The sequence below is a fragment of the Wolbachia endosymbiont of Drosophila willistoni genome (assembly GCF_040084705.1).
GTDB classification, from domain to species: Bacteria; Pseudomonadota; Alphaproteobacteria; order Rickettsiales; family Anaplasmataceae; genus Wolbachia; species Wolbachia pipientis.
Genome location: NZ_CP157591.1, coordinates 702,455 through 725,998 on the forward strand (window position 1 = coordinate 702,455; position 23,544 = coordinate 725,998).

26 protein-coding genes, 2 tRNA genes and 2 pseudogenes are annotated in these 23,544 nt (G+C 35.4%); 15 read left to right on the plus strand and 15 right to left on the minus strand.

Translation table 11 applies throughout. The features are described 5' to 3' along the window. Positions 1-11 precede the first annotated feature (11 nt). From ABL518_RS03595 to ABL518_RS03615, 5 genes and pseudogenes are all read right to left on the minus strand, one after another. A complete protein-coding gene (locus ABL518_RS03595) occupies positions 12-155 on the minus strand; it encodes a hypothetical protein (protein WP_173862902.1) in 144 nt (47 codons plus the stop codon). Between the two features lie 438 nt (positions 156-593). Next, positions 594-839 (minus strand): annotated as a pseudogene (locus ABL518_RS03600) (PD-(D/E)XK nuclease family transposase); the annotation flags it as partial. A gap of 307 nt (positions 840-1,146) precedes the next feature. Then, complete coding sequence (gene glmS, locus ABL518_RS03605) at positions 1,147-2,967, minus strand: glutamine--fructose-6-phosphate transaminase (isomerizing) (protein WP_348994400.1); 1,821 nt, start codon at positions 2,965-2,967, stop codon at positions 1,147-1,149. An 80-nt stretch (positions 2,968-3,047) separates the two neighbouring features. After that, the gene (yajC, locus tag ABL518_RS03610; RefSeq protein ID WP_010081840.1) at positions 3,048-3,419 is read right to left on the minus strand and encodes a preprotein translocase subunit YajC; all 372 of its coding nucleotides are present in this window, start codon (positions 3,417-3,419) and stop codon (positions 3,048-3,050) included. 137 nt (positions 3,420-3,556) lie between these two features. Beyond that, positions 3,557-3,633: transfer RNA gene (locus ABL518_RS03615), tRNA-Asp, on the minus strand. Positions 3,634-3,824: 191 nt separating this feature from the next. On the opposite strand from ABL518_RS03615, the gene rpsB reads away from it, so the two are divergent. The 7 genes from rpsB to ABL518_RS03650 are packed head-to-tail and all read left to right on the plus strand — an operon-like array spanning position 3,825 to position 8,420. Continuing rightward, entirely contained in the window at positions 3,825-4,673 is an 849-nt protein-coding gene (rpsB, locus tag ABL518_RS03620; RefSeq protein ID WP_010962661.1) for a 30S ribosomal protein S2, read from the plus strand. After that, positions 4,654-5,514, plus strand: coding sequence for a translation elongation factor Ts (tsf, locus tag ABL518_RS03625; protein ID WP_070356839.1), 861 nt, complete (start codon positions 4,654-4,656; stop codon positions 5,512-5,514). The genes rpsB and tsf overlap by 20 nt, the downstream gene beginning before the upstream one ends. A gap of 16 nt (positions 5,515-5,530) precedes the next feature. Continuing rightward, on the plus strand, positions 5,531-6,268 hold the full coding sequence (gene pyrH / locus ABL518_RS03630; RefSeq protein ID WP_369800793.1) for a UMP kinase: 738 nt from the start codon (positions 5,531-5,533) through the stop codon (positions 6,266-6,268). Positions 6,269-6,275: 7 nt separating this feature from the next. Beyond that, positions 6,276-6,833 (plus strand): ribosome recycling factor, encoded by a 558-nt coding sequence (frr, locus tag ABL518_RS03635; RefSeq protein ID WP_010962658.1) that lies wholly within the window; start codon positions 6,276-6,278, stop codon positions 6,831-6,833. Between the two features lie 5 nt (positions 6,834-6,838). Next, a complete protein-coding gene (locus ABL518_RS06575) occupies positions 6,839-7,102 on the plus strand; it encodes a hypothetical protein (protein WP_010962657.1) in 264 nt (87 codons plus the stop codon). A 6-nt stretch (positions 7,103-7,108) separates the two neighbouring features. Further along, a complete protein-coding gene (gene uppS, locus ABL518_RS03645) occupies positions 7,109-7,804 on the plus strand; it encodes a polyprenyl diphosphate synthase (RefSeq protein WP_006279327.1) in 696 nt (231 codons plus the stop codon). Next, a complete protein-coding gene (locus ABL518_RS03650; RefSeq protein WP_010082212.1) occupies positions 7,794-8,420 on the plus strand; it encodes a phosphatidate cytidylyltransferase in 627 nt (208 codons plus the stop codon). The genes uppS and ABL518_RS03650 overlap by 11 nt, the downstream gene beginning before the upstream one ends. A 16-nt stretch (positions 8,421-8,436) precedes the next feature. Here the strand turns inward: ABL518_RS03650 and ABL518_RS03655 are convergent, their stop codons facing one another. Together ABL518_RS03655 and coaD are read right to left on the minus strand one after the other, a co-directional pair. Further along, positions 8,437-8,628, minus strand: coding sequence for a zinc-finger domain-containing protein (locus tag ABL518_RS03655; protein WP_006279326.1), 192 nt, complete (start codon positions 8,626-8,628; stop codon positions 8,437-8,439). Positions 8,629-8,696: 68 nt separating this feature from the next. Further along, positions 8,697-9,203 carry a pantetheine-phosphate adenylyltransferase gene (gene coaD, locus ABL518_RS03660; protein WP_006279325.1) on the minus strand — a complete coding sequence of 169 codons (507 nt, stop codon included), beginning with the start codon at positions 9,201-9,203 and terminating at the stop codon, positions 8,697-8,699. 79 nt (positions 9,204-9,282) lie between these two features. On the opposite strand from coaD, the gene ABL518_RS03665 reads away from it, so the two are divergent. The 3 genes and pseudogenes from ABL518_RS03665 to ABL518_RS03675 form a co-directional block, all read left to right on the plus strand. Continuing rightward, positions 9,283-9,355, plus strand: a tRNA-Phe gene (locus ABL518_RS03665). A 218-nt stretch (positions 9,356-9,573) separates the two neighbouring features. Then, entirely contained in the window at positions 9,574-10,437 is an 864-nt protein-coding gene (locus ABL518_RS03670; protein ID WP_022626263.1) for a gamma-glutamyl-gamma-aminobutyrate hydrolase family protein, read from the plus strand. A 221-nt stretch (positions 10,438-10,658) separates the two neighbouring features. Further along, positions 10,659-11,037, plus strand: a pseudogene (locus tag ABL518_RS03675) (IS4 family transposase); the annotation flags it as partial. Positions 11,038-11,126: 89 nt separating this feature from the next. On the opposite strand, the gene ABL518_RS03680 reads toward ABL518_RS03675, so the two are convergent. The 4 genes from ABL518_RS03680 to ABL518_RS03685 all read right to left on the minus strand — a co-directional run bounded on the left by ABL518_RS03680 (position 11,127) and on the right by ABL518_RS03685 (position 12,186). Continuing rightward, positions 11,127-11,291 (minus strand): IS3 family transposase, encoded by a 165-nt coding sequence (locus tag ABL518_RS03680; protein WP_080717620.1) that lies wholly within the window; start codon positions 11,289-11,291, stop codon positions 11,127-11,129. Then, on the minus strand, positions 11,281-11,445 hold the full coding sequence (locus ABL518_RS06580; RefSeq protein ID WP_156768648.1) for a DDE-type integrase/transposase/recombinase: 165 nt from the start codon (positions 11,443-11,445) through the stop codon (positions 11,281-11,283). The genes ABL518_RS03680 and ABL518_RS06580 overlap by 11 nt, the downstream gene beginning before the upstream one ends. Positions 11,446-11,529: 84 nt before the next feature. Beyond that, positions 11,530-11,871, minus strand: a complete 342-nt coding sequence (locus ABL518_RS06585; protein WP_095866567.1) for an IS3 family transposase — start codon at positions 11,869-11,871, stop codon at positions 11,530-11,532. Between the two features lie 51 nt (positions 11,872-11,922). Then, entirely contained in the window at positions 11,923-12,186 is a 264-nt protein-coding gene (locus ABL518_RS03685; protein WP_010081854.1) for a transposase, read from the minus strand. Between the two features lie 85 nt (positions 12,187-12,271). On the opposite strand from ABL518_RS03685, the gene ABL518_RS03690 reads away from it, so the two are divergent. From ABL518_RS03690 to ltrA, 3 genes are all read left to right on the plus strand, one after another. Then, positions 12,272-12,814 (plus strand): hypothetical protein, encoded by a 543-nt coding sequence (locus ABL518_RS03690; protein WP_245994758.1) that lies wholly within the window; start codon positions 12,272-12,274, stop codon positions 12,812-12,814. 382 nt (positions 12,815-13,196) lie between these two features. Next, a complete protein-coding gene (locus ABL518_RS03695; protein WP_255324786.1) occupies positions 13,197-13,325 on the plus strand; it encodes a hypothetical protein in 129 nt (42 codons plus the stop codon). 35 nt (positions 13,326-13,360) lie between these two features. Continuing rightward, on the plus strand, positions 13,361-14,599 hold the full coding sequence (gene ltrA / locus ABL518_RS03700) for a group II intron reverse transcriptase/maturase (protein ID WP_010082264.1): 1,239 nt from the start codon (positions 13,361-13,363) through the stop codon (positions 14,597-14,599). Positions 14,600-14,960: 361 nt separating this feature from the next. Here ltrA and gatA read toward each other — a convergent pair whose 3' ends face one another. Further along, on the minus strand, positions 14,961-16,430 hold the full coding sequence (gatA, locus tag ABL518_RS03705) for an Asp-tRNA(Asn)/Glu-tRNA(Gln) amidotransferase subunit GatA (RefSeq protein WP_010962643.1): 1,470 nt from the start codon (positions 16,428-16,430) through the stop codon (positions 14,961-14,963). Positions 16,431-16,819: 389 nt separating this feature from the next. On the opposite strand from gatA, the gene mtaB reads away from it, so the two are divergent. Together mtaB and ABL518_RS03715 are read left to right on the plus strand one after the other, a co-directional pair. After that, on the plus strand, positions 16,820-18,046 hold the full coding sequence (gene mtaB, locus ABL518_RS03710) for a tRNA (N(6)-L-threonylcarbamoyladenosine(37)-C(2))-methylthiotransferase MtaB (protein WP_010082135.1): 1,227 nt from the start codon (positions 16,820-16,822) through the stop codon (positions 18,044-18,046). Between the two features lie 66 nt (positions 18,047-18,112). Then, positions 18,113-19,024 (plus strand): outer membrane protein, encoded by a 912-nt coding sequence (locus ABL518_RS03715; protein WP_070357048.1) that lies wholly within the window; start codon positions 18,113-18,115, stop codon positions 19,022-19,024. A 7-nt stretch (positions 19,025-19,031) separates the two neighbouring features. On the opposite strand, the gene ABL518_RS03720 is transcribed toward ABL518_RS03715, so the two are convergent. From ABL518_RS03720 to ABL518_RS03730, 3 genes are all read right to left on the minus strand, one after another. Continuing rightward, positions 19,032-20,519, minus strand: coding sequence for a type II secretion system protein GspD (locus ABL518_RS03720; protein ID WP_015588942.1), 1,488 nt, complete (start codon positions 20,517-20,519; stop codon positions 19,032-19,034). A gap of 134 nt (positions 20,520-20,653) precedes the next feature. Continuing rightward, on the minus strand, positions 20,654-22,018 hold the full coding sequence (locus ABL518_RS03725) for an ankyrin repeat domain-containing protein (RefSeq protein ID WP_010082235.1): 1,365 nt from the start codon (positions 22,016-22,018) through the stop codon (positions 20,654-20,656). A gap of 849 nt (positions 22,019-22,867) precedes the next feature. After that, entirely contained in the window at positions 22,868-23,542 is a 675-nt protein-coding gene (locus ABL518_RS03730; RefSeq protein WP_010082236.1) for a septal ring lytic transglycosylase RlpA family protein, read from the minus strand. Positions 23,543-23,544: the final 2 nt, after the last annotated feature.

Here is a 23,544-nt window from a genome sequence, read left to right on the forward strand (position 1 = left end):
AAAGTTTCTTGTCATGAGGGACCAAATGGAAGTCTGCTCGTTTTCACGCGAATTAATGTTACAAATTCTATCCATTTCGTTACAAAATGGCATTCGCTTTCTCCATTATCCTTTACCTGCACATCCATCAGCATTCCTTGCGGGTTGCCTGCCATATAGGCGAAAATACAGGCTTATCCTGTTCCTTTTGTCATACAATAGTGGGTTAGGTGGCTTCTCTATACCGGTGATTTGCGTACATCCAGAAATGAAAAATGTCACATTACCTTTTGGTCGGAGCTTATCAGCATCTTTAGCTCTTTAATCGTTACGATACTTATGAAGCTTCACTTACGTTCACCATACCACTAAGCCTAGCCCTCCAACCACATGATGCTTGTAGTTTATGCTTTCTCTCACGATTGAGCATCTTCTTTATCAAGAGGAGGTTCATTGTCCGCGTCGCTCGGCACCAACTGGTTACCCAATTCGCACTGATGCGTAGACTCAGATGGCAAAACATCTGGTTCAATAAGCTTTAGAATCCTTTCAGTTTCTTTCTGAATGAATTCCTCTCCTTTTAAACAATATGACCGAAGGCTTTCAGGTCGCACCATTTCTGCTATATATCTATTTCCGTGAGAATCCTTGCAGAGAACATCAACAATACTTTGTTTATCAGAGGCAACTTCGGGATCCATAATAGTGCTAAGAAACTCAACTTCTTGTATTGCATTTATCTCAGTAAACCCTAAAATATCGTTCAAAAAGTGGATCAGGATATTCTTATTTTTTTCCGTTCCAAAGATTTTTTTGAAGGTTAAATCCAGCTTAGGGTCGAGAAACTTAGATAAAGCCATAGCCAAAGTGCTTAAAAATATTAATAATTATACACTATTATTAACAATTATTTAACCATATTTTTGAAGATAGCTATGCCGCCGCGAACCGTCATACCGCCGCGGTATCTCTAGATCCCGCTAACAAGTAGCGGGATGACGAATTACTTAACCGTCATACCACCGCGAACCGTCATACCGCCGCGGTATCTCGGCATAGATTCCGCTAACAAGTAGCGGAATGACGATTGTGTATCGTGTTTTGCTAAAAATCACAGAATGCAGTCTGGTCACCTTAATTAGAAGTTTAGCTTTAACTTTAAATGGACTACTCAACCGTGACAGACTTAGCTAAATTTCTTGGACAATCTGCATCTAACCCTTTTTTTGCTGCAGTAAAGTAAGCAAGGAATTGCATAGCAACACTGTAGATGATTGGAGAGATAAAATTATCAGTGTCTGGAAGTTGCACCACATCTGCGCAAACTCCCCTTAGGAATGGCGCTCCTTGTTTATCACTGAAGGCAATTACTTTGCCTTTTCTTGCAATAATCTCTTGTATATTAGATAGCATTTTAAAGAATAAATCATCATAAGGGATAATTGCTATAACAAGCACAGTAGAGTCTATTAAAGCAATAGAACCATGCTTCATTTCTCCCGCTGCAATACCAGTTGTATTGATATATGAAAGCTCTTTTATTTTCAATGCGCCTTCCATTGCAACTCCGTATGAACTTCCTCTGCCGATTAAAATAACGTTATTGTGTTCTAATATACTGTCCGATATATGTTGTATTTTCATCACATTCAAAACGTGCTCAACATACTCGGGAATAGAGTTAATAGCGTTGCTTAGCTGTTTTATTCTCTCTCCACCCAGTACACCTTTTATTTTTCCAAGCTCCACGGCAAAGCATGCTAAAGTTGCAAGTTGCGCAGAAAAGGTTTTTGTTGAAGCAACACCAATTTCTGGCCCAGCAAGAGTATGTAACACAATATCTGAGATCTTTTCAATGCTGCTGCTAAATGTATTAGTTATACTAATGATTGTTTGCTTCTGTGATTTTGCATAACGCAGCGCTTCTATGGTATCTGCAGTTTCACCAGATTGAGAGATAAATAACCCAATGCTGCCTTCTTCCAGCTTGACGTTGCTATACCTAAATTCTGATGAGATTTCTAGATATACTCGAACTTGAGCGACATTTTCCAGCCAATACTTTGCTATTAGCCCAGCAAAATAAGATGACCCGCATCCAACTATAGTAATGTAACTCAGCTCAGAAAACAATTTTTTGTTAGCAAATATTACCTCTTTATATTGCTTGTAAAATTGATTTATTGTTTTGTTTAATGCACGCGGTTGCTCAAAAATCTCTTTTAACATGAAGCTAGGGTAACCATTTTTGCTAATTAGAAAATCACTTGGACTACTATTTTCTATACTGCGTTTAACTTGTGTACCATTGTTGTATATACTAACTCCACTAGATTTTATCACTGCAATGTCATCATCTTCCAAATGCGATATTCTTTCCACAAATGCACTTAAAGCATTAGAGTCAGATGCAGCAAACACTGTGTTACAGTTATAGCCTATTGCTAAAGGCAAATTTCTCTTCGCAACAAATAAGGCGTCTGGATATTCTGCAAATAATAAGACCAAGGCAAATGAGCCATGTAAGTTGTTTAAACACTTAAATAGAGAATCAATTGGCGACAATCCTTCATCAAGATATAAGGTTAGCATGTTTGGTATGATCTCTGTGTCAGTGTCAGTATGGAATGACATGCCCCTTTCTTCTAGACCCTTTTTTAGCAGATTGTAATTCTCAATTATGCCGTTATGAGCAACAACAACATTATTTGTACGAATGGGGTGAGCATTTTTAAGGCCTGGGACTCCATGTGTAGCCCAGCGAGTATGTGCTATACCAACTGTACTGTGAGACATCTTGCTGTCATCAACAACTTCACATAACCTTTCGACTTTACCTTCTGATTTTTTGACTTCTATCTTACCTTCGTTATTTATGATTGCTATACCTGAGGAATCATATCCCCTATATTCCAATTTTTGTAACCCAGTTAGTAAGGTTGGTATTACTGAATCACCGCTACTTACTACACCAAATATTCCGCACACAAATGGATCACCAAACAAACTTTTTTCTAAACATGTTAAGCATTTTTGCCTTTATTACTGGTTGATTTATATTCTTTTTATCATTCTTTCGATTTTACCTTTTTAATTGGTTTAGCTGCTACTTTTTGAGTTTCTTTGCTTAAAACCTCAGATATAGCGGACTTTAGAACTTTTATCTCAACTTTTGGTGCTATTTCTATTATAAATTGTGCATTTGCCTCATCAACTTTATTAACTTCACCTATTATTCCACCAGAAGTAATGACTGTATCACCACGTTTTATTTGATCTATCATCTTTCTATGTTCTTTTAGTTTTTTTTGTTGCGGGCGAATAATGAGAAAATAAAATACCACAAATATTAAAATCAGTGGAATAAAACTAGCAAAAGATGCGCCGATACTTGATGTATTGCTAGTTGCATCTGCTGCAAAAACTTCAGAAATGAGCATATTTAATCCTAATTGTTAATGATAAAAACAAACCTATTTAAGTATTAATTACAATACCATGCCATGTCAAGTTTGGTGAAGGCGTTTCTCAATACCGGCAATAATACTGCGAATTCTAAGTTATGCTAAAACTAATATGGCGGGAGTGATGAGACTTGAACTCACGACCTCATGCGTGACAGGCATGCGCTCTAACCAACTGAGCTACACCCCCCTAATTTCTTTTTAGCATTTTCGGGCTTCAACTTTAAAGCTAATAAACATGTTGCCCTTTGTCAATATTTTTTGTTTGCGCTTTGCTGTCTTTTCTATTACTATGTAAATAATTTAATTTCACACATGGCTTGTACAAGTAGTCCCATTAGGGTTATGCCATGGAAGATAAACTATTTGGAGGAATGATATATGACAAATTTGCCTAAAGTCACTGTGCGTGATTTAGCTGAATCTGGTGTACATTTTGGTCACAAAATTAGTCGCTGGAACGCAAAAATGGCTCCATACATATATGGAGTGCATCAAGAAAATCGTATACATATAATTGATTTGCGAAAAACACTACCATTGCTACAGGTGGCCATGAAGGCTTTATATGACGTTGCATTTCAAGGTGGTCGCATTCTATTTGTTGGTACAAAGTTTCAAGCTTTTGATATTATTGCAAGTGAAGCGATTCGTTGTGGTCAATATTATGTGAATCATCGTTGGCTTGGTGGTATGCTTACTAATTGGGGCACTGTTTCTTCTTCGATAAAAACCTTGATGCAATATGAGAAAATATTAAATGACGAGGATAGCATTTTAACAAAGAAAGAATTGGGAAACATTGAAAAGAAAAAGCAAAAGCTTGATAAGGCGCTTGGCGGTATTAGAGAAATGGGAGCAATTCCTGATATCTTATTCATCATTGATACTAATAAAGAGCATATAGCGGTTAAGGAGGCTAAGAAGTTAGGAATTCCAATAGTTGCAATACTTGATACTAATTCTGATCCAGATGGTATTACTTATCTAATACCTGGAAATGATGACTCAAGAAAATCAATAGAGCTCTATTGTAAATTAGCTACCGACTCTATATTAGCTGGAATAGAGTCTAGTCTAGCAAAATCTGGAGTTAAGATTGATGATATAAGGGGTGATGAGTTTATTCAAGAAAAAGAAGATGGTATTGTGCAAACTAAAAGGAGACGTAGTAAAGTTTACAAAGAAGAAGAAAGGGAGGTAGTAACAAATGAAGATGAATCCAGATGATATAAGAGAATTACGTGATAGAACAGGGCTTGGCTTAAGTGACTGTAAAAAAGCATTAGAAGAATGTGATGGTGACATTAAGAAAGCCGTTGATAAGTTACGTACAATAGGTCTTGCTAAAGCTGACAAAAAATCTGATAGAGTAGCTTCAGATGGGCTCGTTGCTATGTGTTTGACTGAAAATTGTGGTGTATTGATTGAACTCAATTGCGAAACCGATTTTGTCGCAAGGAATGAGAAATTTATAGAGTTAGTTTTAAATTTAGCATCAATTGCTCATCAAGAACGCTGTACTAGCGTTGATGAGTTAAAAAATGCCAAGTATGAAAGCATTGGCACAGTGCAGGAAGCTATTATGAATGGTACGTCAGTTCTTGGTGAGAAGCTAGAGTTAAGCAAGCTTTGTTACTTAGAAGCTAAGGATGGAGTTATTGCTGGCTACGTACATGGTGATGTGTGTGGCTTAGGTAAGATTGGTGCTTTAATTGCATTGCAATCATCTGGTGATAAGGCGAAGCTACAAGAGATTGGGAAACAAATAGCTATGCATGTAGTTGCTATGAAGCCTGAAGCTTTGTCTATAGATGATTTAGATCAAATGAAGTTGAACAACGAACGTTCTATAATTGAAGAGCAAGTGAGGAGCTTAAATAAACCTGAAGAAGTAGCAAAAAAAATAGTAGATGGACGAATGGCTAAGTACTATGAAGAAGTTGTTTTACTGGAGCAAAAATTTATAAAGGATGATAAGATGAAGATTTCTGATTTTATAAAATCAAGCGAGTTGAGTGCTGTTAAACTCTCTAATTACAAGTTACTTGTTTTGGGTGATGCAGATTAAATAGCAAAAAATGTTTATTTCAACAAATGAAAAAAGCGAAATAAAATATTCCAGGGTGTTATTTAAAATCTCTGGTGAGGCTTTGATGGGATCAAAGCAATTTGGTCACGATATGGAGACTATAGGTGAGTTATCTAAAGGCATAGTTGAAGTTTGTAATCTTGGAGTTCAGGTATGTATTGTTGTTGGTGGTGGTAATATCTTTCGTGGCACATCTGCGTCTTTAAGTGGTTGTGAAAGAGCAAGCAGTGATTATATTGGAATGCTTGCAACTATAATCAATGCTTTAATTTTACAAAACTTTTTAGAAAAAAATTTAGTAGCTTCTAGGGTATTATCTGCAATACCCATGGCCACTGTATGCGAACCTTACATCAGAAGGAAAGCTATTCGTCATTTAGAAAAAGGTAGAGTGGTAATTTTTGCAGCAGGCACAGGCAACCCATTTTTTACTACAGATACAGCTGCAGCCTTACGTGCTGTTGAAATGAATTGTGATGTTATTCTAAAGGGTACGCAAGTAAATGGTGTATACTCCGCTGATCCGAAAAAAAATGAGGATGCTGTAATGTATGATAGGCTTTCTTACACGGATTTATTGACTCGTGATTTAAAAGTTATGGATGCATCAGCAATTTCACTTGCTCGTGAGAATTCTATTCCAATTATAGTTTTTTCTTTGAAGGGAGAAAAAATAGTCAATATTATTAAGGGTCAAGGTACTTATACTATAGTTTCAGATTGTAAACAGTAGGTAATTTATGTTAAATGAAATAAAAGCTAAAACAAAAGAAAGAATGCTAAAAACTATTCAGTCCTTTCATGATGATATTAAAGGCGTACGCACTGGTAGAGCTAGTGCATCTTTGCTTGATGGTATAGTTGTAAACATCTATGGTGGGCATCAAAAGTTAAATCAAGTTGCAGGCGTTTCGGTTATAGATAACAAAACCCTATCAATTAAAGTTTGGGACATTAGTGTTGTAGGTGAAGTGAAAAACGCTATATTAAATGCTAACCTGAATTTAAATCCTGTTGTCGAGGGTAGCACCATACGTATAGCTCTTCCGGACTTGACACAAGAAACCCGTGAAAAATTAGTGAAATTATTGCATCAGTTTGCTGAAAATGCACGGATTGCCATTAGAAATATACGTAGAGATATTATGGAAGAAACAGAAAAAATGAAGGAAAATAAAGAAATCTCAGAAGATGATTTTCATGGTGCTAAGAAGGAAATACAAAATATTACTGATGATAATATAAAAAAGATTGATGGTGAATTGTCCATCAAAGAAAAGGATATACTGAATCACTAAATGATATGGAGAAAGCTTACATAGCAAATGATGTCATTCCAGTGTTTGACACTGGAATCCAGTCTTTACTATACAACTATCTGATGCACTTGTTTGAAATCAAATTTCCTGGATCCCAGTGTCGGAGCACTGGGATGACACCAATTTTGCATTCAAGTATCAACTATTGGTGTCACTACAGTAACTCTCTTCCTGTCATGCAAGTAGCTGACACCTTCCAGGTGTCCATTGAAATCCAAAAAATTTCACTCAAGTCAAAATTAGGTTAAATTTAAATGTTGAATCAAGAATCTTTACCGAAACATTTAGCAATTATTATGGATGGTAATGGTAGATGGGCGAACAATCAAGGAAGGGTAAAAATTGATGGTTATAAAAAGGGCAGTGAAGTTGCATACGATATTGCCAAGTATTGTACGGACTTAACTATACCCTACTTAACTTTGTATGCATTCTCTATGGAGAATTGGCTTAGACCTAAAAACGAAACTGACTGTCTATTTGATTTATTTTACTCCGTTTTAACTAATGAAGATAAAGTCAATTTCATTTACAATTGTAACATTAAGTTGAATTTTATTGGCAATTTAAGTCTGTTACCCAGTAAAATATTGGATCAAATTAAAAAAGCAGAAGAAATGACACATAAGAACGATGGTTTATTACTCACTGTGGCAGTCAGTTACGGAGCAAAGCAAGAAATTACACAAGCTATAAGCAATATTATAAAAGAAAATATTGCTTATGTATCAGAAGAGGAATTTGAAAAATTTCTGTATACTAAAGATTTGCCAAAATTGGATTTATTAATTCGCACTGGCGGCGAAAAAAGGTTAAGCAACTTTTTATTATGGCAAGCAGCTTATGCTGAATTGTATTTTTGTGATACTTTATGGCCTGATTTTTCTTGTCAAGATTTGAGTAAAGCATTAGAAGATTATACAAAAAGAGAGAAAAAATATGGTAGATAATAATTTTATAATTAGAATGTTGTCCTCAATAGTAATATTATTCATATTTTCCTTTGCTACATATTTCAGTGATTTATCGTTTTACCTATTGATTTTTTCGATAGCAGTTTTATCTTCTTTTGAATGGTATAATCTAACCCAGGGAAACAAAATTTTATACGTTTTTGCATTATTATTGATTGCACTACCAAGCGCCTCATTAATATATTTATATAATCTACCACAGGGAAAATACGCATTAGTATGGTTCGTCTTAACCATTTGGGGAATTGACGTTACTGCCTACCTGTTTGGCAAGAATTTTGGTGGAGCTAAAATTTGCCCAATTATTAGCCCTGGAAAAACTTGGGCAGGACTTCTTGGTGCGATTTTAGCTGGAGTAGTGTGCACAATTTTTGGATCAATATTTTTTGGTCTATTTTCAATTTTTTATTCTCCAATCATTGGCCTTGCAATTGCTATTCTAGCGCAACTTGGCGATTTCACTGAGTCGCTTGTTAAAAGAGCTTACGGTGTTAAAGATAGTGGAAATATGATACCTGGCCATGGGGGAGTGCTCGACCGTATGGACAGTTTCATTTTTACTGCCCCTCTTATTGCTATTTACATAAGCTAAGTCTGCAGAAGTGCCATTAGAGCTCATCCCTAGTCAGCTCCCCAACCGCTTCTACAGTGCAGTCATGGACAAACGTCTTTTCACAATAAGGGCAGGCTATTTCCTCTTCTTCTCCCATATCTAAATATATTAATGGATGGCCGGAACCCTCATCATTCTCATCACCATGACAACAAACTTTTCTATTATTAACCCTCACTTTTGACATGCTGCTCCTTTAGCTTATAACATTTTATATATTGAATATACCCATTCAGAAATAAAAAACAACAAGCACTATTCTCCATTTTTTATCCTATTCAGGTTAATCAATTCGTTTTGAACACCTTTTGATACAAATTTGCTAACATCTTCTCCTAATCTTGCTATTTCCTTTACAAAGCTTGATGAGATAAATTGAGTATCTTCAGAAGCAGGAAGAAATATGGTTTCGATTTCAGGAAGAAGTTTATAATTTACCCAGCTCATTTGAAACTCGTAATCAAAATCCGATACTGCTCTTAATCCCCTAATAATAACAGAAGCATTCTGCTCTTTGGCAAACTTCACTAGCAACCCATTAAAAGATATAACATCTGCATCAATTCCTAGCCCTTTGATTTCATTTTCAGCCATGCTTGTGCGTAGCTTTGTGTCAAAGGCAGTATGCTTATTAACGTTTTCTGCAACTCCTATTATTAATTTATCGACTAGTTTACACGCTCTTTTGATTATGTCAAGATGCCCAAAAGTTATAGGGTCAAATGTGCCAGGGTAGATTCCTATTTTGTCATTAATGTTCATCCTTTATTTTTATAAACTACTTTAAAAACTTTTGATAGACATAATAACATTTTTTATCTAAAAATAAAAGTATACAGTTGGCCTGATAGCTCAGTTGGTAGAGCAAAGGACTGAAAATCCTTGTGTCGCTGGTTCGATTCCTGCTCAGGCCACCTTCTCTTTCTTGGCAAACTTGCCTTTTTGTTATAAAATACTCTATATCGTAATATAAATATTAGGGAGGCAAGTCATAGTATATAAATATTATAATAAACTATTTAATATCTTATTAATTATAGTTCTATTATTAAGCAATATTACTTATGCTGGCGTTAGTGAAAAACCGGCATCTCAACATGTAACCAGAAAAGAAGAACCAGCGTCAACTGTCTTGACGGCAGAAAATACAGTAAATAATGACATAGTTGTTGGTTTGTTGAAAACGGAAGAAGCACATGAGCTTGGGCTATCTCAAAATATCTACGAGATGTTTAATAACTTTGGAGTTAAAACCGTACTCATTGACTACAATAAAATAATTAACTTAAAAGAAATCCAAGAAAAGTCGCTTATCTTTGCAAAACAAGATGAAACATTGGCAAAGAAGCTAACATTAGACCGAATAAAAGTTGAAGTTGCAAAGTTTGTTAAAGAGCACAAAATAAATAGAATATTTATTCCGGATAATTTACACTCAGCACCCACTCCTTGTCGCCAGCTTGTTACTGAAGCAATTGTAAAAATAGTGGATGATAACCCTGCAATTCATTTACTTGGCATATGTGAAGGCATAATGAATGCAAAGGGAATTGAAGTAGTGAGTGTTGTGAGTGATGAAGAGAAACGAAGATCTCATTTAAAATCAGCACCTAATCCACAGAAAGAGGATCTACCTCTCCAGCAGATAAAGATCGTTCCAAATAGTCGTTTAGCAGAAGTAGTAGCCAAATTCCTAATACCTAATGAAAATGGCTGGTTTTCAACATATTTTCCAGATGCTCATTCAGGAGCAGTAAGTAATACACCAGAAAATAGAAGAAAATTGGAGTCACTTGGATATAAAGTTGCAGCATTTTCCAGTGAGGGGGTAATAGAGGCTATTGAAGATAAGCATGGTAATGTTCACTTTCAAAGTCATCCAGAAGCCCTTGTTGTGAAGTCAGATAAAAACCTCTATTTATCAAATCACAAGGAACGTCAAGTGTCTACACTAGTTGCTATAGCGATTATGAATGATTTTCTTTATCGTGCTTAATGGCTATAGCTTTAGGCTTACCGACGATTTGATAAACGATAGATTTGTCATGTATCCGTTCAGGCAATGGCGTCAACTTAAGGAAAAATATCAGCGATAGTGTATAAAATTTCTCTCCAAATTTTTTATCATTAAATTATCCAAAGAGTGCAAGGGACAGCACTTTTGTTTCTGTTTTATTTCAACAAAGAAGTCTAAAATGTGTCCTTTTTAGGTGAAATATGCAAAAAGGAAAAAACCTTATTCTACAAATTAAAAATATAATATACTCGAAAACTTTTCAGAAAATCCATTGTGTTGAGTTTTACACGAACAAGAAAACTTCCTTTTTCGACAGTATTTTCTATGATTTTAAAGTTAGTTAAAAAAAGTTTGGGAATAGAATGTGAACTTATGGAGCCATTGACATGTACCCTCAAAGCAAGCTTTTTCTAAAGCAAGATATAAGATTTGCCATACAGGCTTTCAAGAATTTAAGCATCCAAACAGCCTATCAGGATGAACCTGAGTTGGAGAGGCTATAGACTTATTGCAGCAGATGGTTCTGGTATGAGATTACCCAGCTCTGGGGAAATTGTATCCGAGTTTGAACCAAATGGAAACTGACCTTACCCAGAAAAAGTGGAGAGAAAGTTTGGAATGTTTTTCACAAAGAGAATGATGAATCAAAATGCTCAGGAATGCAATAGTTAATAGTGACGTTGTTTGTTATAAAAAATTTCTATATATTCAAATATAGCAGTTTTGATATGCTGTTTAGAGTGCCGAGAGGTGTCTATTGGTAACTCCCTTTTTAGAGAACTGAAGAAGCTTTCCACAACAGAATTGTCGTAACAACAACCTTTATAACTCATCTATGTTTTTTATGGATAAGAGATATTGATAACCTTGCGAAGTATATTGTGAACCTTGATCACTATGTAATAGTAGATTTTTGGCAGGTTTACGCTTGTTAACGGCCATTAATAAAGAGTCCATAACCAATTGTTTATTTATTGAACTGCTCATTAACTACCATGCGTGAATATAGATCGATTATTGTTGCCAAATATAGCCATCCTTCTTTGGTTTTTATATAAGTAATCCCATACTTTATTTGGTTGATCGACAATAAAGTTTTGGTCTAATATATTGGGAGCTACTGTCCGTTTGTTGTTTCTTAATTTTAAATTTTCTTCTCAATATAGCCTGAATACCATTTTTCTGCATAATACTTTGCACTGTTTTTAAGTTGCAACTTTTACCCAAAGCCTTCAATTCAGCATGAATTTTAGGAGCTCCATATCTACATTTAGAAGCTTGATATATTTTTTGAATATCTGCTAATAACTCTTTATTTGCTGATTCTCTACTGCTTATTTTCCTTGTAGTCCACTTATAGTAGCCACTAGCAGAAAACCCTACATAATTCCTGCACTTTATAGTGTTTACTATGCTCTTTTATGAAAAAATATTTTACTCTTTTTGACTGGCCAGGGCTTTTTTTTAAATGTCTCTTTCCCTTGTTACTCTTGCTAACTCTCTTTGTAAATCAAACCTCTCTTTGTCGTAAGGAGCCATGTTACCTCTACCTGGAAATGCATTTGCCGCTGACTTTTTTTCGTTATATTTCTTCATCCATTTTCCTAATACACTATCCCTTATTCCTAGATCTCTTGCTACTTTTGCAACTGGTTGACCTACCTTTCTTTGTTCATTTGCCAGCTTAACAGCTTCCAATTTGAATTCTGCCGTACATTCTCTTGCCATTTCTAATCCTCCAAAATTTTATTTTACCCGAAAAAACTCCTTTCTTTCTCTCCACTTTTTCTGGGTAAGGTCAGTATGGGAAAAGGTGAAAGATGTACTAAAAAACCCAGAGATGATAAAAAAGGAATACCAACGTAGAGTATTAGAAAATAAAAATGATGAATCATCAGAGAAAAAGTTTGCAAGAAGAGAAAATCAAATAAAAGAAGGTATCGAAAAATTAATGGAAGATTATTATAGTCAAGAAAATGCAGGAGAGAAAGGATATATAAGCGAGGAAGAATTTAAACAGACAATGAGAAAAATGAAAGAACGCTTACAAGGGATAGAAGAAGAGAAAAAAAAGGTAGTTGATCAGAAGGCAGTAGAAAAAGGAATAAGTCTTATTATAAATAGCATAAAGAATTTTTATTCTAGTGTAAAATCGAACCTGGAACAGCTAGATTGGCAAACTAAGCGCGGCATTATTAAAGCATTAATCGGACAAATTAACATTGGTTGTGATCAGGTAGAAGTAGGATTTCAGATCGAAGAACCAGCACAGGATGGGGGAATTCTTAATTTGTATCATTGTACTACACATCATAATAAGGGGGTTGGCAAAATGTGTGCGCCAAGAAGTGCGTAAGGAACAGTTGGTGAAAATCCAACACGGGTAAAGCTTAGCCGGCAACCTGGAACAAACCATTATGCTGCGTAAGGTAACGAGCGTAGTAAAGCTAATGGAATGGACAACATAGGGTGCAACGAAAGTGAAGGTATTGAGTCCCGTAATTCACGCGTCATGGGGGCTGACACTTTACATTTGGTGGAAGGCAACATGGGTAATAACGCTAAGGCAAGATATTACTCACCTCATCGGGATCGAAGGCCGCGTCATGTGTTGAGATGGACCTTACGTGAACTTGGGAGATCCTTTGTATTCCTGTAAGGGTACTCTGGAACAAGTCAATAAAGGCGAGGACTGGAGGAAGATGCAAAGGAAGTCGGACTAACTGATAGTACTCGGAGTGTGGGAAAGCCACATACAAGGGGAAGCGGTTAGCAATATAGTGACTGGTATAGGGATTGCTATACCAATACAACAGAGATTAGAGGAGTATGCAAGGAAAACTAAACCAGATAGCAGTAAGGGCTAAAAGATAAGCGAGTAAAATTTACATCATTAGTTCATTTGATTAATGAAGAGAATCTTGCAGAGTGTTATAAGGAACTAAAACGCAACAAGGCTTGTGGTATAGATCGTGTGACAATGGAAGCTTATGGAGAAAATCTAGAAGAGAAACTTAAAACACTAGTGGATAGTATGAAGAGAAAACAATATCAACCGCTACCAGTGAAAAGGGTATACATACCCAAAGCCGGGAGCAAAGAGAAGCGCGGTCTCGGAATACCATCAACGGAAGATAAGTTGGTACAGGTAATGCTAAAGAAGATATTAGAAAATATTTATGAAGCAAACTTTATGGACAGCTCGTATGGATTTCGACCAGGAAGAAATTGTCATCAGGCAATAAACGCTCTAGATAAAGCAGTTATGCACAAACCAATTAACTATATTGTAGAAGTGGATATCAAGAAGTTCTTTGATAATGTTCAACATAAATGGCTAATGAATTGTCTAAGGGAACGAATAGCTGACCCAAATTTATTGTGGTTAATAAAACGATTTCTAAAGGCAGGAATAGTCGAAGTTGGATGTTATAAAGCAACCGATCAAGGCACACCACAAGGTGGTATAGTAAGCCCTGTATTAGCTAATATATACTTACACTATGTGCTGGACTTATGGTTTGAAAAGAAATTTAAGCCAAAAGCCAGAGGATATTTACAGCTAATAAGGTTTTGCGACGATTTTGTAGTTGGCTGCGAGAGGGAAGAAGACGCAAAAGAATTTCTAGAATTACTGAAACAAAGACTAAGTAAATTTGGGTTGGAAATAGCTGAAAATAAAACAAAAATAGTAAAGTTTGGTAAGAAAGAATGGTATCAAGCAGAAAGAGAGAAACGTAGGACGGCTAGCTTCAACTTTCTAGGATTTACACATTATTGTGGAAAAAGTCGTAATGGTAAACTTATGATGAAGCAGAAAACTTCAAAAATAAGCCTAGCCAGAAAGATTAAAGAAATCAAAGAATGGTTGAAGATGGTACGAAGTCGTATCTGTCTCAAAGATTGGTGGCAGAAACTTAAAGCCAAACTAACAGGACACTATAGCTACTTCGGAGTTAGCGGAAATTATCGGTGTTTGATTCAATTCTATCGACCGGTAACAAAGTTAGCATTTAAGTGGATAAACCGACGTAGTCAAAAGAAAAGTATGGATTGGGAACAATTTATACACTATTTAAAAGTAAATCCATTACCAAAACCAAAGGTATATGTTTCTTTATACACAGGAGCACTAGTGTGAACGCTGTATTGTGGAGCCGTGTGCGGGAAATCCGCAAGCACGGTTCTTTTGGGGAGACTATGGTTATGAGACCAAATCGCTGGTTTCAAGGTCATGAGTCTCTACCAGACGTCAAGCAAGTTTTTTCGTTTCTATAAATCTGGATTTCAGCGTTATGCGCTGGAATGACAACGTGAGGTAAATTTTTCAACATCCCAAAATTACAGAATTCAGTCTGTTTAATTAAGTGTGAACTGTTACACGAAAATTTTGTAAACAGATTAATATACCCTGTTTTTGCTATTCATCTAAAAATGGAACCATAGAGTACGTTGAGGAGCGTAAGCAAATTTTAATGCAAAAATTACTATCAAAAAATAGATTATGCAAGAGGTCTAATTATTCTGCCGCAATTTTGCTCTATCACACTTGCCACATTTAATATTCCAGCTTCATCATAATAATTTCCAATCACTTGCAAGGCAAGTGGTAAACCCTCATTGGAGAGCCCAACAGGAACAGAAATAGCAGGCAATCCTGCCAGACTTGCCGGCACAGTAAACACATCATTGATGCACATAATTAGCGGATCTGGCTTTTCATTTAAGCCAAAAGCTTCTGTTGGAGCAGATGGCACAAGTATGTAATCTATTTTTTCAAACGCTTTTATAAAATCATTTCTGATTAATGCCCTGATACACTGTGCTTTTTCGTAATATTCATTGTAATGACCTGAGGAAAGCGCATAAGCGCCAATTAAAATCCTTCTTTTCACCTCTTTACCGAAACCTTCTGCTCTTGTTAGTGAATACATTTCTTCAAGGGTATCAGCATCAACCCTGAACCCATAACGCACACCGTCATAACGAGCAAGATTGGATGAAGTTTCAGCAGAACAAATTAAATAATAGACTGGTATTGCATATTTAGTATGTGGCAGAGTAACGTCAACAACTTCAGCGCCATTTTCTTTTAAATAGGAAGCAACTTTCTCCCAATTATGGACTATTTCCTCTGAAATTCCATCCATCCTATATTCTTTTGGTATACCAATACGCTTACCCTTGACATCACCATTTATAAAGCTAGAAAATTTAGGCACTGGCTTTTCGCTTGATATTGAATCTTTTGTATCATAGCCACAGATTGCTTCCAGCATTAATGCTGAATCAGAGACAGAACGAGTAATGACTCCTGCTTGATCTAGAGAACTCGCAAATGCAATCATACCAAAACGCGAGCATCTTCCATAAGTTGGCTTTATTCCAACCACTCCACAATAAGCTGCTGGTTGGCGCACAGATCCACCGGTGTCACTCCCTAGTGCTCCAGCGCATAAAAATCCAGCCACCGATGCTGCAGATCCACCAGATGATCCACCAGGAACAACTTTTTCCCCATCGCTTTTTCTAATCCACACATTTTCAACAGGGCCAAAATAGCTATTTGTGTTCGCAGAACCCATAGCAAATTCATCCATATTAAGCTTACCGAGCATGGCTGCTCCACTTTTTAAAAGCAAGTCAGACACCGTAGATTCGTAAGTCGGAACGAAATTTTCCAGCATTTTTGAGCATGCTGTTGTTTTTATTCCTTTTGTACAGAATAGATCTTTGATGCCAACTGGTACACCCATGAGCGGCGAGATTAAATCATCCTTTTGCCTAGAGAAATGTTCATCTGCAGCTTTAGCAGCTTTCATTGCTATCTCTGGGGTTTTTGTTATAAATGCATTTAATTTCTCATTTTCAACCGCACTGATGTGCGCCTCTACGAGTTCAACGGCAGAAAAACTCTTTTTTTTGAGCCCGTCATGCATTTGTGTAATACTTAACTTTCTTAGTTCATTCATCAATATTTAATTTTTAGCAAGACGTTAATTATAACATGGCACGATAAAAAATCCATACATTTATAGTTACAGCTAGAAATGTAGCTAAGGTAACTTAGATTCACCGACAATCGTCATCCCGCTACTTGTTAGCGGCTAAGAGATACCGCAACGGTATGACGTAGAAGCTATACTTTTATACTCACCAACTCAGTATCCAATCCGGATTGTATCTTAAAAAGGTCAAAAGACTATAATAAGCAAAGGAGTGATACTGTGTCTGAGTGAAAATCGTTGAGATCCCAGTGTCTGCTGCTTGCATAGCATTTATTTACAAAAAAATAGTCATGCAAGAGACTTTGCTTGGATATTTGATATAATTTAGGTCTATTAAAGCAAAAAATACTAACATGAATGAAGTGATAACATTTGGTTGTCGTCTAAATTTTTACGAGAGCGAGTTAATCAAAGAAGCATTAAAAAAAGCAAAGAGAGAAAATGTTGTTGTGGTGCATAGCTGTGCAGTGACAAACGAAGCAGAACGTCAGGTAAAGCAAAAGATACGTAAGATTTACAAAAATGATCCAAATAAAGAAATTATCGTAGTTGGTTGTGCTGTTCAGTTGGATCCAGAAGTTTACAGTAGCATTCCTGGTGTAAGTAAAGTGCTCGGTAATCAAGATAAGCTAAAAGCTGAAAATTACTTACTAAATGACGATAAAATCTTGGTCAGTGATAACCAAGTAGAACCTGTTCTAATTAATGGATTTGAAGATAAGTCAAGGGCATTTATTGAAATTCAAAATGGTTGTAATCATAGCTGCACATTTTGTTCAATTACTGAGGCAAGAGGGAATAATCGATCTGTGCCAATAAACAGTATTATAGAGCAAATCAGGATCTTTGTAGAAAATGGATATCAAGAAGTAGTGTTTACAGGGGTTGATATTACTGACTTTGGTACAGATTTGTTGGGTAAGCCATCACTTGGTTCAATGATTAGGAGAGTTTTAAAGGATATACCAGAGTTGAAGAGGCTAAGACTTTCCTCTATCGATGTTGCTGAAGTTGACGACGAATTAATGGATTTAATAGCTAATGAGTCAAGACTTATGCCTCATTTACATTTGAGTCTACAATCTGGTAATAATTTAATACTAAAGAGAATGAAGCGTCGTCACAACAGAGAACAAGTGATAGAATTTTGTCATAAAATGAAGAGCTTGAGGCCTAATATAGCATTTGGCGCTGATATTATTGCTGGATTTCCAACAGAAACTGATGAAATGTTTCAGGATACAGTTGATTTACTGAAAAAAACAAATATAGTTTACCTACATGCTTTTCCATATTCAGAGCGGAAAAATACACCTGCTGCACGAATGCCACAAGTACCAGAGAATGTGCGTAAAGAACGAGTAAAAAATTTAAGAGAAGTAAATAAAGAAATTATGAGCAGTTTTTGTCAATCCTTGATCAACACTAAGCAAAGTGTTCTGGTTGAGCAAAATAATGTCGGTAGAGCAGAAAATTTTGCATTAATAAAGCTTGAATCAAAAGCTCAAGCCAAGAGTATTGTGAAAGTTAATGTTAAAGGAGTGGAAAATAATTATCTAATTGGAAATATTTTTTCTTAATTTTTGTACATTGAAGAAATATACGATATAGTAATTATACTGTAAATGATAATTGTGAATTCATTTATGATAACTAGAATATCTATTACTTTATTTTTGATTTTCATTTCATGTGTCTATTTTTTTATTACTTATATTAGTAATGATACACACATTGAGCAAGTACAACCCTTAAAATTAGAAACAGACAATAATAAAAGTGTGATACGTTCTGAGGAGGTTACTGCAAAAGAAATACCAATAAAATATCAAGAACTTGAAAGTAGTCCACCTTCTGTTTTCCAAGTAGCTGATCAGAAAAATATGTGGTCACGTATTGCAGATCAAGCTGAGCCTACAAAAGAAAAATCAAAAAAACTTGATTTTTATGTTAGCGCTAACGGTGGTAAGGTATACCATGATAATTCAGAAATATTTGTAAAGGGTATACAAGAAATAGGAAAAAGAGTCCTAACTTTAGTTGAAAGTCATTATGGTTTTATAATAAAAAATATAGTGGCAGATGAAATTAAAAGTATACAGCAATTTGATGGTAAAATTGATTTCCAGTGGTTTAGCAGCATGTCTTTAGGTTACTATGCTGGAGAAAATGGTAAAATTGATTTTGAAGCCGCGTATTCTATAGCCAATATTGAAGATAGTAATTCTCCTCCGGTATTTGATAAATCAGCAAGTATATTTGCGTTTTTGTTAAACTTCTATTATAATCCCAGCGTTCAGGATACACAATTTGCTCCGTACATCGGTCTTGGTATAGGACCAACAGTTTTTAGATTAAAAAGGATTAATGGGTCACCCCAAAATTCAATGCCACTGAATGTTCCTTGGTTTGCTTATCAAATAAAACTTGGTGTTGATTATTCAATAATCCCAGAAATCAAAACCTTTCTCGGCTATCGTTACTTTAGCGTTCCGATACCTGTTGCAGATGACATATCTACTCACAATATTGAAGTTGGTTTGATATTTAATTTTTAGTGATAATTTAATATATATATAAATTCTTATCTTTTCTATCTAACAAACCAAATGTTGGTACGATTGTTGCTTTTAAAAAAATGACAGTTTCTACTGTTCTAATATTATTCGCTAGCCTTTTTGATTTCTGATGCAATAAGCTTTGCTTATCTTCTCTATGTTCTATAAGCCCGCCGATTACCATAATTTCACCGCTCTTAATTTTTAACATAGAGTTCATTTCTCTGATTTCAACAATTGGAATGTCGCTATTTAATTTCATTTTACTCTGCTGTGCGACGTACTCTATATCTGGATCTTTAGTGTAGCCGTTAATTCTTGATAAAGTTGGATGTATATCCATGAATATTTCACTAGTATCAATGTTAATGCTTGGGTGGATTATTAGCACAACACCTATTGGGACGCTATTCATCTTGGTAATTAAGGTCTGATTAGAGTTTCTAGTATCTTTTTGTATATCGGAGGTAAAATAAATATGGTTTTTAGTAAATGAAATCATCGCTTGCTGATTATTTATAGCATGTACTCTGGGGCTTGAAATTACAGTTGAAGTGCCAAATTTGTCTAAATTTTTTACTAAATCTCCTAGATCATTTGCACCAAAGTTCATTGCTAGGTTAATAATGGAGTTATCTTGATTTATTATAGACTTAGTTCCATCTTGTAAGTCATTTAAGTTCATACCAGAAAGGTATTTGTCATCTAGCACAACTTCAACTATTTTTGCCTCTATCATTACTTGAGAAGACGCTAACTTCTTAACCTTATTAATATATTCTTCAACAGCTTTGTGGATATCTTTTCTAGCATTCAAAATAATAACACCAGCTTCTCTGTTGGATGAAAGGAATTCGCCATCATCCACCCCGTTAACATCCATTATTGCATTCAAGCCTTTTTCTAATGAATTCCATAAGTCACTACTGTATTGAGACTTCATAACATTGTTATAGTCCCTATCAACGTTACTTCCATCACTGTTAGTAATATTGTTATTAATGACGAAACTGCTTTGAGCAGAATGTTGAATATTGATGAAGTCTACGTAATAATTTTGTGCGTATGGCAAGTCCTGCTCAATTCTAATTACACCATTACTTGTTGAGTAACGCAGTTTGGCGCTATTTGCTATACTCTGAATTACTTCGTTTATATCCTTATCTTTTAGCTTTAAAATAATATTACCTGATATTTTTGGGTCCATATCCAAGTTAACGTCAGAAAGTTTTCCTATCTCAATCAGCAAATCCTTTACTGATACTTCTTCACTAACATTAATAGAAATAAGCTGATTACTGATTGTGAGATCGGGAAACTCTATTGGTAAAGGCATAATTTCTGGTATTGCCGGTTCATTAATCTCCAAAGAGGTGTTATATTGTTGCAACGGATAATCGTGCTTATAATTGTCTATGTTAATAGGATATTGCTTGGTAGGTAGATGTGTGCAAGAAATAATGAAGAGGAGTATTAAGCATTTAAAAATAGCCATTAGAACAGCATACAAAATCTATACTAATAGATTTCTATAAAAATATTAAAAATGTATTTAATCTCATTTTCATCGAGCAGATAATTGTCGTGTATTAGCTTTGGCTATGTATTTTTTGTATACTCTTCTTGTACTTAAATGTAGACCAGCATAGCCCTAATTTTTTTATATATTGTACTTCTTTCTCTGTATTTAATAATAGGCTTGAAAATAAATGGTAAGCCTATAATTGTTAAGCTTAGAGCTAGGGTTGAAAGTATACAACAGGCTTTGTGTTTACTATGTAGCTCTTTCAGATAAAGCATCAAAAATCTACAAAATTTTTTGTAATTTTCTTCGATGTTTTTTTTGCTATGAGCCTTGCTAATGAACATATCTATTGCGGTATGACCGTTATTGCACTTAATGTTAAGGTCTGCACCTTTTTCTGTTAACAACTGAGCTATATCAAAATAATCCTTTTGAACAGCAAGATGTAGAGGTGCAAAACCTTGTTGCTCACAAATGTTCATATTGGCTCTAACTTCCAATAACATTTTCACAATTTGTGTATGGCCTTTTTTAACTGCGAGTAGCAAGGGAGTTCTGTTACATTTAGTAACAGCATTAACGTTTACCTTAAGCTTCAATAAGAGCTTAACTGTTTTAGTGTTACCATTATGGCTAGCTTTATGCAGCCTAGCGTTACCATTAAAATCTTGATCGTTTGCTTCTATTCCCTTTGAAACAAGAAATGTTACCATTTTTCTATTATTATGCTCAATAGCGCAATCTAACGCATCAAAACCATGGTTGTTTTTTGTGCAAAAAAACTCTTTAAGTTTAATTTTATCGTTACTTGCTTGCTGTTTTTTTGCAATAAGTTTTACTATTTGCATTTTGTTGTTATACGCTGCTAGGAAAAGCGTAGTGTTATTTTCTGCATCTTTGGCTTCTATATTTGCACCTTTCTTTATCAGATATTCTATAATTTCTGCTCTGCTGTCATAATGTGTGGTGCATTGATAAATGGTTAAAAACAAAGGAGTACGAAAATTGTTATCTTCACATTCGAGATTTGCTCCGCTATCAATTAAAATTTGGACGCTTTTTTTAGAACCGTATAGTGAAGCTATATGAAGAGGAGTATAGCCCTCTTTGGCATCTTTTTCATTAATTTTTGCGCCTTTTGTTATCAAAAAATCTATTAATTCCGTGTCATCTTGTAGTGCAGCAAGGTGCAGTGGAGTGAATCCATTTTTATCCTTGGAATTAATTGTCAGTTGGTTAACAAAAAGTTTAGCAACTTTCTTGTGTCCATGCATAATGGCGTAATGCAGAGGGTTTCTATTTTCGTTGTCTACGACATTGAAATCAGCTTCGTGCTCTAGTAATGACTTTACTCCAACTAAATCGCCTTCTTTTGTGAACTTATGCAAGAGAGTGATTCCACTTGCATCTTTTGAGTTAATATCAAATCCATTTTCTACTAATTGGTTTATATCTTCCTCACGCGCCATATCACTTAAATCTCTAATTAAACTCTTTTCGCGTTAATAATACTCCTACTTGATTAAGTTTAAATGAATCTGTGAGAAATGGCTAGTGCATTCTTGCATAACAAACTTTTGGCAGCGCATTGGATGAAACGAAAAACTTACTTGACAAACTCCGCCAGCCCTCTTATCATGAAACTGAAGCTATTTATTTATCTTCGCAATCTCTGCAGTGGATTAATGACAAAAAACTTAATGTATTTGGCGTAAATCATGCTTAATTTTTTGCACTATGTGCACCTCATGTCTTTATAAAACTTTTAGGTTTCTACCTATACAAGCCGAAACGCGCTTATAAAGTGTTTAAGACAGTAAAAGACGTCAAATAGACAAGGGAGAATTTGAATACTAGCTACCCTAGGGTTTCTTTGCCTTTTTTTTTATTTGGTAAATTTCTTAACATTTATAGCTAAACGACAACTGTCATTCCTGTAAAGGTCAAGTATCCCGCTACTTGTTAGCGGGATCTAGAGATACCGTGACGGTATGACGTAGGATTGCTGTCATTCTGCTACTTGTTAGCGGCTGAGATACCGCGAATGAATCGCGGTATGACGGTTAGCGGTGGCATGACGATAAGCTCGTCATCCCGCTACTTGTTAGCGGCTGAGATACCGCGAATGAATCGCGGTATGACGGTTAGCGGCGGCATGACGTAGGATTGCTGTCATTTCGCTACTTGTTAGCGGCTAAGAGATATCGCGGTGGTATAGCTATAAATTGTTGATATCTTTTTTATATCACATTTTTAACTTACAATAGTTAGCCAGCGTTCCTTACATTAACCAAATCTTTCAAATTCTGCACTCACCACTACCTATAACTCACTTTCACGCAATATTGATCGTTCTTAAAAAGCAATCTAACATTTTTTATTCCTTGATTGCGAAGCTTTGATGCAGCTGATTTAGCAGCCTGAGCACTTTTAAAAAATGCAACATATCCCTTACTTTCTGCACTGTCTTGTTTCGGATGACGTTTCTGCATTTCTTTTTCATATTGCTTTCTGTAATGAGGAGTATTTTGTATCAATTGTTCTGACATCTTTCTTAGGTATTGAACTTTTACTTTTGCAAGCCCAGATTTATGAAATCCTAAGACTTGAGCTGCTTTTTCTGATAAGTCTATTATTCTGCCTTCAATAAAAGGCCCTCTATCGTTAACCCTTGTAACAAGCTTTCTTCCGTTTTCTAAATTAGTGACAAGAACAAAGCAGGGTAAGGGCAAAGTCTTATGCGCTGCAGAGATCAAGTGACGGTTAAACGCTTCACCATTTGCTGTAAGTGTGCCATGATCTTCTATTCCATACCACGATGCTATCCCTATCTCTTCATAGTGTTTACAGTTTTTTGGATAATAAGTTATACCATTTATTGTGTAGCTGCTGCCAATTTTATAATGACCTGCAGTGCAGTTAAACCTGTTGCTAAAACTGCAGCTACTTATCAAAACAAATATTAGACATAGAAAGGTTAGGTTTTTTATCATTG